This window comes from Selenomonadales bacterium (genome assembly GCA_018335585.1).
Taxonomy (GTDB): Bacteria; Bacillota; UBA994; order UBA994; family UBA994; genus UBA994.
Map to the genome: position 1 here is coordinate 151,190 of JAGXRZ010000020.1, position 11,454 is coordinate 162,643.

Consider the following 11,454-nt stretch of genomic DNA (forward strand, 5'->3'; position numbering starts at 1 on the left):
CTTCCTAGATCCTCCTTTTTGCCATTCTGAGGGCCACCCGTATGATTATTATACTTTCGTCTTGCATGCAATGCAATGAGGCATTTAGGGGCGGACGGTGCCTAACTCCCGTACTAGCTCAACTACAAATTCCACGGCGGTCTCTACGGTAGTTATGTCCACATTCTCTAGTGTGTCAGTGGGCCAATGCCAGTTAGGCAGCAGCCCCGCGTCAGAAACTGCGAGGAAGCTAATGGCCTTAAACCCACGCACTAAGGCCGGCATGGCATCGGTAGACAGCAGGGTGTAAACGCCGGGGGTTACGCCTAAGTCACTGCGGCGTGCGGCCACTCTTTCGCAGGCCGCGAGCAGTGCGGGTGTAGCCTTAAAGACCGGAAACATGCCCTCGCCGTGCATGTAATGCAGGCGACCGCTGCCGATATTGTCAAGATTAATGAAGTAGGCGTCGCGATAGCCTGCTCCGTGCCGTTCCAGGAACCGGGCCATGCCATAGGTGCCGGCTTCCTCTGCCCCGGTTAAGAGCACAGAAAGTTCTGCACCGGGGTAGTCCTTTAGGCGTGCAGCCGCTTCGAGCACCGCCGCCACACCGGAAGCGTTGTCGTTAGCGCCGGGCGTATACTTGTTCCAGAACTCGCGGTGGATAAGTGTCAGAGACGCGAAGGCCAAATAAAGCGTAGGGATAAGCGCGACTATGCGCCAGTAACCGCCAGGCCACTGCGATGCGGCTATGAGGGGTGGCGAGACAATAAAGGACCACGCCATCAGAAGAAACGAAGTTCTAAACCCTGTGACTAGAGCCGGGCTAAAGTTAAGCCCGGCTTTGCTGCTGTCAAGATGGGCGACTAGAACTACCTTGACCCCTTGCCCGCCGTGTTTGGCAATGACGTTTTGACTGCGTCCGGTGGGAAAGAGACGGCTTAAAGCGGGGATGGTGTTTAGGTCAAGGAAGAATAGCGCAGTGCCCAATAATCCAAGCCAAGCATTGCCGAGCATCCACGCCACCAGCGGCCACCAAAAGAAGCACACGTGCAACCAAGAAAACGTGGTCAATGACCGGAAAGGCTGTTGCTCCGTCTTAAACCCTAAACCTGCTAGGTAGTTTTCTGCATACACAGCCGCCTCACGTTCCGCCGGTGTACAACTGCCGCGCGGACCGATAGTCTCAGCCAAGTGCTTGATATGCGCTTTAACCTTCACATATATCACCTCGCGCATACTTTCGCCAAAATACGGGGGAGTACCTGCTTGTCACAGAGCACTAAGAGCTACTGCCTTCATCCTTTTCGTTCGTAATTTGTTGCTCGAGGAGTTTAATTTCTCGATCGAAGTCAGACTCGAACAGCTTGTCCTGTATGATTCGATACTTCTCAAACTCACTTTCGGCGCGGTCTTTTGCGATTTGGGAGGAAATACGCCCGGCATCGCTTAAGATTACTCGATCATCCGCTTGAAGGAATATGTCAAGCCTCTTAGCCCAATCCTCCATGGTCATTGGGATGCGTCGCTTAGCGCGGCTTTCTGCTAGGTCGAGGTAAGCATTAACGATACGACTAAGTTCATGCATCTCTGAACCTGTTAGGTAATTCTTAGCGATGGCAACATCTCTCTTAAGAATCTTTCCATCCGGGCTGTTTTCCCAAGTGGTTAGCCCCATGTACTCCTTATTGGCGTCGGCCCGGTTGTATATCATCTCAGCAGCAGTTTGCCCATGGACGGCAAAGTGCAGCTTGTTCTGAACTTTCGAGAAAAACTCCTTGGTTACTGGTGACCGGCTGTCATAGTCCATTGCAGTGGCGTAGATGTCAGTAATCTTCTGATAGAAGCGTCTCTCAGAAAGCCTAATCTCCCGGATTTCTTCGAGTAACCGCTCGAAGTAGTCTTCATCAAGAAAGGCACCACTTTCCATTCGCTTTCTGTCGAGCAGATAACCCCGCAAGGTGAAGTTACGCAGTACCCGTGTCGCCCATTGACGAAACGCTGTCGCACGCCTTGAATTGACGCGGTACCCTACAGCAATAACAGCATCAAGGTTATAATGCTTAACGGTGCGCCTTACTTCGCGGGTCCCTTCGATTTGAACTGCCGAGAAAGTCTCGGTAGTTGCCCTTTCGTTCAGCTCCTCCTCGCCATAAATGTTCTTTAGATGAAATGAGATGTTGTCAACCGACGTATCGAACAACAACGCCATTTGCTTCTGTCCTACCCACAGCGTTCCGTCTTGAACACGCACGTCGACCCCATCGCCTCCAGCTTGGTAGGAGAGTATCAGGAATTCGGCAGTGCTATTGCGAATTTGCAGGTCTCTTGTTCGTTTCTTCTCATTCACGACTTTCACCGTCCTTCGACTCGATTCGGTGTGTGCGTTTACCCCAACCCTGCTCCCGTACGGTAACTTATGGCTTCGGCAATATGCGCAGCCAGAATGGCGTCGCTCGCGGCGAGGTCGGCAATAGTGCGCGCCACCTTCAGGATGCGGTCATGCGCTCGGGCCGACAGTGCCAGTTTGGCGTAGGCGCTCTTTAAGAGCTGCTCGGCCGCTGGGTCAAGCGCTAGGCGGCGGAGGTGTCTATGTTGCAGGCGGGCATTACAGAAGAGGCCATACGGCGCAAGTCGAGTCTCCTGTCGGCTGCGCGCCTGTATTACCCTGCCGCGGATAGTGGCAGAGGACTCGCCCTGCGCGCGACTAGACAGTTCATGATACTCAAGCCGCGGCACAGACAACTGCAGGTCGATGCGGTCAAGGAGAGGTCCCGAGATCTTCCCTTGGTAGCGCGAAACATCCCCCGCAGAACAAGTGCAAGGCTTGAGTTTGTCGCCTAAATACCCGCAGGGGCAAGGGTTCATGGCGGCCACCAACATAAACTGCGCCGGATAAGTAAGGGTGGCGCTGACGCGGGCAATAGTCACGTTACCGTCTTCTAAGGGTTGGCGCAGCTGCTCTAGCACGCGCTTGCTGAACTCCGGCAGTTCGTCAAGGAACACTACGCCGTGGTGGGCCAGACTGACTTCGCCGGGCTGCGGAACCTTGCCCCCACCGATTAATCCTCCGTAGGAAATAGAGTGGTGAGGAGCACGAAAAGGTCGTTCGCTCACCAAAGTACCCCTGTCCGCCAACAGACCCGCTACGCTGTAAATCTTGGTGACCTCGAGTGCTTCCTGCGGTTGCATCGGCGGCAAAATTGAGGGCAGGTGTCTCGCTAAGAGTGTCTTGCCGGAACCCGGCGGGCCTACAAGTAACACATTGTGGCCCCCCGCTGCGGCAATCTCTAAGGCGCGTTTGGCTTGGTCTTGCCCCGCGATATCCTTAAAATCGCAGCTTGACTGCGTCTCCGCTGAGACAGTCATGGGAGCGGGAGGACAGGTAACAGTCCCTTGCAGAATTCCGATAAGCTCGGAGAGGCTCGCTGCAAAGGTGACAGGCAACCCTTCTACTAGCGTTGCCTCGCGCGCATTATCTGTCGGCACGACAAAAGCGCGGCCCTCCCGCTTGGCGACTAAAGCCATGGGCAAGGCCCCGTGAATCGGTCGCAAGGCACCGTCTAAAGACAGCTCGCCCGCGAAAACGGCGTCGGCTAACACCGAGGAATCGAGCTGCCCAGAGGCCACCAAGAGACCTATGGCAATGGGCAGGTCAAAGCCCGAGCCTTCTTTGCGCAAGTCAGCCGGGGCGAGATTTACCGTGATGCGCCGCGGCGGCATCTCAAAACCGCAGTTCTTAACCGCGGAACGGACACGCTCGCGCGCCTCCCGCACGGCCGTATCGGGCAACCCGACAATGTCAAAGGCCGGGAGCCCCAGGGCTACATCTACCTCTACATCAACTAGGTACGCCTCAATGCCATATACTGTTGAGCCGAGAACTTTTGCGAGCATGGTGTCACTCCTTTGAGCTGTGAGCTGTGAGCGGTGAGCTGGGGTAATCATGAATCGTGAATCGTGAATCGTGAACTGGGGGCTGTCACAGGCGTTAGGCACTAGGCGAGGCAAGAAAAGAGCAGTGAGCTGTGAGCCGTAAGCCGTAAGCTGTAAGCCCTAAGCCGTAAGCCGTAAGCCGTAAGCCGTAAGCCGTAAGCAAGGAGCTTGCGGCGCCCCATCCTCTAGCGGAGCACGAAGCACGAAGCACGAAGCACGCTCCCTCTTCATGAACATACGTTCGCTACGCACAAAAAAACTCCTGCTAACGCGAGGAGTTCTTTTTACGGTCCTAGGATATGCTCGAAGAGCTCGATAGACGGCGGCTGACTCGGGAGCTCAACGATGCAGATGGCGTCAAATTTTAGGCCAATAAAGGGTGGAGCCTCGCCGCTCATCAGGAATTCGGTCACCGCCGAGCGAAAGTGTGACAGCTTGCGTGGAGTAATCGCCTCGGCGGGGTGTCCTTGGTCGAGGTCCCGCCTGTACTTAACCTCGACAAAGAGCAACGTGCCACCTCGCATAGCTATAAGGTCTATCTCGCCGCGCGAGCCGCGGAAGTTACGAAACAGAATCTTATACCCTTGTTCCGTCAGATACTGCGCTGCCAATTCTTCGCCGCGCTGGCCAACCGCCCGACTAGACACGAGACCTATCCCACCGCGCGAGGAAGCTACGGCGATGTAAGGCGCACGGGCCGTTTAGCGCCAGGGCGGCATAGTGGCCCTTCGTGCCATAACCCTTGTGTGCGCTCAGCCCGAAGCCGGGGTACTGACTGTCGAGCTCGCACATTGTCCTGTCGCGCTCTACCTTGGCGATAATGCTCGCGGCGGCAATGGAAAGCGAGAGTTGGTCACCCTTGATCACGGCCTCCTGTACTAATGAAGGGTGCGCACGGGGGAAGTGAAAGGCATCTAGCAGCAAGACATCGGGCGCGAGCAGTGCTACGATTTCCTCCTGGCAGCTATATATGGCCTCCACAATCCCATGTGCGTCAATATAGGCTTGGTCGCGGCTGACACAGGCGTAAGCGCAGGCAGTTGACGTTATGTAAGTAGAAAGACGCTCTCGCTCACGCGCGCTAAGCGCCTTAGAGTCACGAATGCCCTCTCCTGCCGCCCCCTGACGCCAGATGACTCCGCCAACCGTGACAGGTCCGGCAAGTGCGCCTCTCCCCACTTCATCCATGCCCAAAACCCGCTGATAGCCCTGTGCCCAATACTTTTCTTCTAATCGGAGCATGGCTTTTCACTCCCTATCGAGCGTAAACCTACCGAGCTTGCCGAGGCGAAACTCCTGTAAGAGCAAATCTGCCGCGCGGGACAAATCAACTTGCCCGCCGGCTAGTAGGCACCCTCGCCTCTCCCCAATCTTGTGTAAAATGTCGGGAGCGAGTAAGCCGGGTGCACCTGCTACGCCGAACCTAGCGGTGAGCGCAGTGGGGTAAGCGACGGCAAGAAACTCCACCAAACGCTCCGCCAACTCGCGATTGTCGAAGCCGCCCTCCCCTATAGCCCCCGTAACAGCAAGGCGAAAGGCAATGTCAGGGTCCTCAAGGCGCGGCCACAAGAGGCCCGGCGTGTCAAGCATCTCTAAGCCGGAGTCGAGGCGAATCCACTGCTTGGCGCGAGTTAGGCCGGGCAAGGCCCCGGTGCGGGCAGCTTTGCGCTGGCACAGCGCGTTAATGAGGCTAGACTTGCCTACGTTAGGGATGCCGGCCACCATCACGCGCGGCGCGCGCAAGGGCCTGCCACTTGTGCGGTCACGCGGCAGGGTCCCCTCCACGGCCTGCTTGGTTTTGCCAAGGAGCTCTCGCATGCCGCGTTGTGCACGCGCGTTTACGGCCACACAAGGAATCCCCTCGCGCGCGAAATGAGCCGCGAAAGCCGCCGTGGCCAATTCATCGGCCAGGTCGGGCTTAGTTAGCGCAATAACCCGCGGCTTGTCGCCAAGCATATGCGCAAGCAGCGGGTTAGCACTAGATATCGGAATGCGTGCATCTCTAAGCTCAATGACCACATCCACGAGCGGGATACATTCAGACAAGAGCTGCTTTGCTTTGGCCATGTGGCCCGGAAACCACTGAATACTCATGGCTTTAGTTCGGCACGAGGCGTAGCGCCGGCAACGGCCAGAAAATAAGCATGGCCTTGCCTTTAATCTCGGCTAAAGGGATAAACCCAACTGCCGGGTCGCGCGAATCGAGGCTGAAATTGCGGTTGTCTCCCATAACGAATACCGTGCCCTCGGGGACCACGACGGGGCCAAAGGTCCCGTGCGTGGGGATACCGAGATACTGCTCCGTCAGTCTAACCCCATCCACATAGACGTGGTTGTCGCGAGTCTCGACTGTCTGCCCCGCCCCGGCGATAACCCGCTTGATAAAATCGCGGTCGCGGTCGCGTGGGTAGCGAAACACAACTACGTCAGACGGACTTGGCTCGCCAAAGCGGTAAACGAGCTTGTTCACCAAGACCCGTTCGCCGTGCTGCAGCGAGGGCTGCATGGACACTCCATCCACGATATACACTTCAATAAGGAAGACGCGAATGATAAGCGCCAAGATAATGGCTAGAGCAAAGGCCTTGCCCCACTCTAGGACTTCCGTACGCCATGACTTAGGCATAATAACTCTTTCCTTTTTTAGCCGCGAATGTCCCGAATGCGGGCGGCTTTTCCGGTGAGGCTGCGCAGGTAGTACAGCTTAGCCCTACGCACACGCCCGCGCCGCATTACTTCGATGCGCTCAATGCGGGGAGAATGTACGGGGAAAATGCGCTCTACCCCAATGCCGTAGGATATACGCCGCACGGTAAAGGTCTCGCGTATGCTGCCGCCGTGGCGAGCAATGACCGTACCCTCAAACACCTGGATACGTTCGCGATTACCTTCTACAACTTTAACGTGCACGCGCACGGTGTCCCCAGGCTTAAAGTCAGGGACATCTGTTCGCAGCTGCATCATCTCAATACTCTTAATCACTTCCACGTTAGAAACCCTCCTTTCTTAGGCTATAAAAATCCGGTGAATCGCCATTGGCTATGGCTAGGCACTCGCGGTCGTACTTGCTGAGCTCACGTTGCAGGAGTTCGGGCCGCTTCTCTAGCGTTCTACGTAAGGCGTGGCCGCGGCGCCACCTGCTAATCTCTTTATGGTTTCCCGAGAGCAACACTTCCGGTACTGACACGCCGCGAAACTCCCGCGGTCGCGTATAGTGCGGGTACTCGAGCACCGACTCAGAGGCGAAGGATTCCTCCGCCGTCGACTCAGGACTCCCTAGTACACCCGGCAAGAGCCGAGCCACACAGTCGATAAGGAGCATCGCCGGCAGTTCGCCACCTGTAAGCACATAGTCGCCGACAGATATCTCTTCATGCACGGCTAGTTGCGTTACGCGGTGGTCGATACCTTCGTAGTGGCCGCAGATGAGCACAAGGTGCTCCCGCTTCGACAGCTCGGTTGCCCGCGCTTGCGTTAGCACTTGACCTTGCGGGCTCAAAAGTATAACTCTGCTCTCCAAGTGACCTGCCGCCCTGGCCTGCTCCACCACCGCTTCTACGGCCGCAATCACAGGCTCGGGCTTTAGAACCATTCCCGCCCCGCCGCCAAAGGGATAGTCGTCGACTACGCGGTGTTTGTCCAAGGCAAAGGCCCTGATGTCTGTGAGCCGCACGTCTAACAGCCCTTGGCTCTGCGCACGCTTGAGAATACTCATGTCGGTCACGGCAGCAAACATTTCCGGGAACAAGGTGAGCACATCTACTCTCACGCCTCTTCCTCCAGCCCCACAGGCAGTGTCACCGTCATGCGTTGCTGCGCTAGGTCGATTTCTTTAATCGCACTGCGGATGGCCGGCAGCAGTATCTCGCCGCTTGCACCTGCGATGACATAGACATCGTTGCTCTTTAAGGAAAGGACCTCGCGCACCACGCCAAGTCTTGCTCCGTGTTCGTCGAAGACTTCGAGCCCGACAATTTGAAAGCAGTAGTAGGTATCCGTCGGCAACGGCAGCACGTCGGCTTGCGCAACCACCAATTGCCCGCCCACCAATTGTTCGGCCTCGGCGCGGCTGTCACAGCCCTCGAACGCCAAAATGTAGTATCGCCCTTGTTCATGCGCAAAACGCACAGTCAGCCGGCGAAACTCATCCTGACGGCGCCACAACATGCGTTGTCCGGGCATCTCGGCAAACCGCCGTGGATGGTCGGACAAGGGCTTGACCTTAATCTCCCCCGCTAGGCCGACCGCACCGACTACTTGACCCACACTCACCAGTTCGCTGCTCTGCATGGAATTCCCTCTAGATAAAAACTTTAGGAGTTTATTTCCACGAAAATGCGCTGGTCAACCGGGGAGGCCGCCTTTACTACCGTGCGGATAGCTTTGGCGATTCGTCCTTGTTTGCCGATCACTTTGCCGATGTCTTCACTAGCCACCGAAACCTTGAGAATGAGTCCGTCTTCCCCCTGCACTTCTGTCACGTGGACCTTGTCGGGCTCTGCGACGAGCGACTTGGTGATAAACAACACTAACTCACGCATGAGGGACACCTCCTTAGGCTTTCTCGAGGACACCCGCGCGGGTTAAGAGTCCTCGCACCGTGTCCGACATTTGGACGCCTGCCTTCAGCCAGTAGTTAATTCTTTCGCGGTCTATCTCGATTACGGCGGGATTCGCTACCGGATTGTAGTAACCGACCTCCTCGATATTGCGCCCATCCCGCGGTGAGCGAGAATCCGCGACAACCAATCGGTAAAAGGCAGCCTTCTTTGCGCCCATGCGCTTGAGTCGGATTTTTGTTGCCATCAGTTTCACCCCCTTTCAAGTCTTCCCCAAATCTATCCCTAAACTAAGGGGAACTTGGATTTCTTGCCGCCACGCTTTCCCATGTCGGTCATCGCCTTCATCATTTTGCGTGACTGCTCAAACTGCTTTAGCAGGCGGTTGACATCCTGCACCGATGTCCCACTGCCTAGTGCGATGCGCTTGCGTCTGCTGCCGTCGATAATCTCGGGGCGTTGGCGCTCCTTGGTAGTCATGGAGAAAATCATCGCCTCGACGCGTTTGAGCTCGCGCTCATCAAGCTGAAGCCCCTTAAGCTGCTGCGCCTGCGCTAGGCCGGGAATCATCCCAAGCAGCTGGTCTAACGGCCCTATATTGCGCATTTGCTGTAATTGTCCGAGAAAGTCCTCCAAGGTGAACGTCTGCGAGCGCAACTTGCGCTCTAGCTCTGCCGCCCGCTTGACGTCAAACACTTCTTCTGCCTTCTCAATCAGCGACAGCACATCACCCATGCCCAGAATGCGGGAGGCCATGCGTTCGGGGTGAAAAACTTCGAGAGCGTCAAGCTTCTCCCCCACGCCGATGTACTTTATGGGTTTGCCGGTAACAGCCTTGATGGAGAGCGCAGCTCCGCCGCGCGCATCGCCGTCTAGCTTGGTCATAATGATGCCGTCAATGGACAGCGCTTTGTCAAAGGACTCCGCCACCGTCACGGCATCCTGCCCGGTCATACCGTCAACCACGAGCAAGACCTCGTGGGGCTGCACTGCCGTATAGATGTCTTTTAGCTCCTGCATTAGCCGCTCGTCTATGTGTAGGCGCCCGGCTGTATCTATGATGACTAAGTCGCGCCCTTGGCGCATGGCGTTTTCCTTGGCCAGACGCGCAATTTCCACCGCATTCTTGCTCTCGCGCATGGAGAAGACGGGAATGTCGAGTTGGCGCCCGAGCGTCTCTAATTGGTCTATGGCTGCGGGTCGGTATATGTCGCACGCTACAAGTAAAGGGTGCCGTCCGCTCTTACGCAAGAGACGCGCGAGTTTCCCGGCTTGCGTGGTCTTGCCCGAACCTTGTAGCCCAACTAACATCAGTACGGAAGGCGGATTAGCCGAAAGATTGATACGGCTCGCACTGCCGCCAAGCAACTTGATTAACTCCTCGTGCACAATCTTGATAACGTGTTGTCCGGGAGTAAGGCTCTCGAATACTTCTTGGCCGATAGCGCGTTCTTTTACCGCGGCGACAAAGTCGCGTACTACCTTAAGGTTGACGTCTGCCTCTAGCAGAGCCATACGCACTTCACGCAGTGTTTCGGTAACGTCTTGTTCGGTAAGCTTACCCTTGCCGCGCAATTTCTTGAAGGTTGCCTGCAATCGTTCGCCAAGAATCTTGAACATGCCAAACCTCCTACGTGATGAGTTTCTCTAGGAGCGCCAAGACCTCGGGAGTCATCCCTTGCAGGCACAGGTCCCGCAAATGTCTCAGTTCGTTTTGTTGCTCTGTAAAACGTGCCAATAGCCCAAGTTTTTCTTCATAGTTTGTTAATGCCTGCTCTGCACGCCGCACGGTGTCGTGCACAGCTTGGCGGCTGATATTTAGCTCCGACGCTATCTCTCCTAAGGAGAGGTTCTCGGCAAAGTAGAGGCGGCAGGCAAGCAGTTGACGCTCTGTAAGTAAGCCCCCGTAAAAGTCTAGGAGCAGCCCCATCTGCACAAACTCCGGCACCACAGGTCCTTCACTCTGCGTCATGCCGTACACCCCCTATTAGACCTCGTTAGCATAGCAAAGGCACAGGCGGCTGTCAAGCAGTTTTACTTGACAGCCGCCGTCGCTACACCGCGTAGCTAGGAAAGGAGCGCCGCCGCAAATTCCTGTGGATCGAAGGGACGCAAGTCCTGCGCTCTTTCCCCTACCCCGATAAGCTTTATCGGAACCTTCTGCTCCTCTTGTATGGCTAAGACAATGCCGCCTTTAGCCGTGCCGTCAAGCTTAGTTAAGATAATGCCCGTAAGGGGCACAATCTCCGCAAACTCCCGCACTTGCGTGAGGGCGTTTTGGCCGGTAGTGGCATCGACGACGAGCAAAATTTCTTGCAGCGCCCCCGGCGCTTCACGCTCAATAATGCGGCGCACTTTGCCGAGTTCCTGCATTAGGTTGGTTTTGTTATGCAAGCGGCCGGCGGTGTCTACAAGCAAAAGGTCGATGCCCTTAGCGCGCGCGGAGTGTAAGGCGTCATAGACCACGGCGGCAGGGTCTCCGCCTGCGGCATGGGCAACGACCTGTACGCCGGCGCGTTCACCCCAAATCTCGAGCTGGTGTGCGGCTGCGGCGCGGAAAGTATCGCCGGCCGCTAGCATAACTTTTAGTCCCTGCTCGCGGTAAGATTGCGCTAGTTTCCCGATGCTCGTCGTCTTGCCAACACCGTTGACACCCACTACGAGAAAGACATTGAGTTTTCCCGATTGCAGAAGAACCTCGCGGCGCTTGCCAAATCGCTCCGAGATAATCTCTTGTAGCAGCGGGCGTATTAAGTGGCCTTCCTTTACTTTTCTCTGGTTAGCTAACTTGCGGAGTTCTGCGACGAGCCTAGCACTCGCCGCTACGCCTACGTCGTGTAGTATCAGCAGTTCCTCTAACTCCTCGTAGAGAGACTCGTCAATCGCTCGCCCTGTTATCAGCGTGTCAAGTTTAGCGACAAACTTTTCACGCGTCTTGGTAAGACTATCTGCTAACTTCTGCATAAAGCCCATGCGTTCCACT

15 protein-coding genes are annotated in these 11,454 nt (G+C 56.1%); all 15 read right to left on the bottom strand.

Annotated features, from left to right (window positions below):
* Positions 1-84: 84 nt before the first annotated feature.
* The 15 genes from KGZ66_03100 to ftsY all read right to left on the bottom strand — a co-directional run bounded on the left by KGZ66_03100 (position 85) and on the right by ftsY (position 11,444).
* Complete coding sequence (locus KGZ66_03100) at positions 85-1,197, bottom strand: M20/M25/M40 family metallo-hydrolase (GenBank protein MBS3984577.1); 1,113 nt, start codon at positions 1,195-1,197, stop codon at positions 85-87.
* Between the two features lie 61 nt (positions 1,198-1,258).
* A complete protein-coding gene (locus KGZ66_03105; GenBank protein MBS3984578.1) occupies positions 1,259-2,335 on the bottom strand; it encodes a virulence RhuM family protein in 1,077 nt (358 codons plus the stop codon).
* Positions 2,336-2,364: 29 nt separating this feature from the next.
* Positions 2,365-3,873 (bottom strand): YifB family Mg chelatase-like AAA ATPase, encoded by a 1,509-nt coding sequence (locus KGZ66_03110; GenBank protein ID MBS3984579.1) that lies wholly within the window; start codon positions 3,871-3,873, stop codon positions 2,365-2,367.
* 323 nt (positions 3,874-4,196) lie between these two features.
* Entirely contained in the window at positions 4,197-4,559 is a 363-nt protein-coding gene (locus tag KGZ66_03115; GenBank protein ID MBS3984580.1) for a YraN family protein, read from the bottom strand.
* On the bottom strand, positions 4,552-5,154 hold the full coding sequence (locus KGZ66_03120) for a ribonuclease HII (GenBank protein ID MBS3984581.1): 603 nt from the start codon (positions 5,152-5,154) through the stop codon (positions 4,552-4,554). The genes KGZ66_03115 and KGZ66_03120 overlap by 8 nt, the downstream gene beginning before the upstream one ends.
* Positions 5,155-5,160: 6 nt before the next feature.
* Positions 5,161-5,979, bottom strand: coding sequence for a ribosome biogenesis GTPase YlqF (gene ylqF / locus KGZ66_03125; protein MBS3984582.1), 819 nt, complete (start codon positions 5,977-5,979; stop codon positions 5,161-5,163).
* A 31-nt stretch (positions 5,980-6,010) separates the two neighbouring features.
* Positions 6,011-6,538, bottom strand: coding sequence for a signal peptidase I (gene lepB, locus KGZ66_03130; protein ID MBS3984583.1), 528 nt, complete (start codon positions 6,536-6,538; stop codon positions 6,011-6,013).
* Between the two features lie 17 nt (positions 6,539-6,555).
* Positions 6,556-6,900, bottom strand: a complete 345-nt coding sequence (rplS, locus tag KGZ66_03135) for a 50S ribosomal protein L19 (GenBank protein ID MBS3984584.1) — start codon at positions 6,898-6,900, stop codon at positions 6,556-6,558.
* Between the two features lies 1 nt (position 6,901).
* Positions 6,902-7,681, bottom strand: a complete 780-nt coding sequence (gene trmD / locus KGZ66_03140; protein ID MBS3984585.1) for a tRNA (guanosine(37)-N1)-methyltransferase TrmD — start codon at positions 7,679-7,681, stop codon at positions 6,902-6,904.
* Positions 7,678-8,202, bottom strand: a complete 525-nt coding sequence (gene rimM, locus KGZ66_03145; GenBank protein ID MBS3984586.1) for a 16S rRNA processing protein RimM — start codon at positions 8,200-8,202, stop codon at positions 7,678-7,680. The genes trmD and rimM overlap by 4 nt, the downstream gene beginning before the upstream one ends.
* A 23-nt stretch (positions 8,203-8,225) precedes the next feature.
* Positions 8,226-8,453 (bottom strand): KH domain-containing protein, encoded by a 228-nt coding sequence (locus tag KGZ66_03150; GenBank protein MBS3984587.1) that lies wholly within the window; start codon positions 8,451-8,453, stop codon positions 8,226-8,228.
* Positions 8,454-8,466: 13 nt separating this feature from the next.
* Positions 8,467-8,718: a 30S ribosomal protein S16 gene (gene rpsP, locus KGZ66_03155; GenBank protein ID MBS3984588.1), complete on the bottom strand. Its 252-nt coding sequence runs from the start codon at positions 8,716-8,718 to the stop codon at positions 8,467-8,469.
* 38 nt (positions 8,719-8,756) lie between these two features.
* On the bottom strand, positions 8,757-10,091 hold the full coding sequence (gene ffh / locus KGZ66_03160) for a signal recognition particle protein (GenBank protein MBS3984589.1): 1,335 nt from the start codon (positions 10,089-10,091) through the stop codon (positions 8,757-8,759).
* Between the two features lie 10 nt (positions 10,092-10,101).
* A complete protein-coding gene (locus KGZ66_03165) occupies positions 10,102-10,443 on the bottom strand; it encodes a YlxM family DNA-binding protein (protein ID MBS3984590.1) in 342 nt (113 codons plus the stop codon).
* A 95-nt stretch (positions 10,444-10,538) separates the two neighbouring features.
* Positions 10,539-11,444, bottom strand: a complete 906-nt coding sequence (ftsY, locus tag KGZ66_03170; protein ID MBS3984591.1) for a signal recognition particle-docking protein FtsY — start codon at positions 11,442-11,444, stop codon at positions 10,539-10,541.
* Positions 11,445-11,454 lie beyond the last annotated feature (10 nt).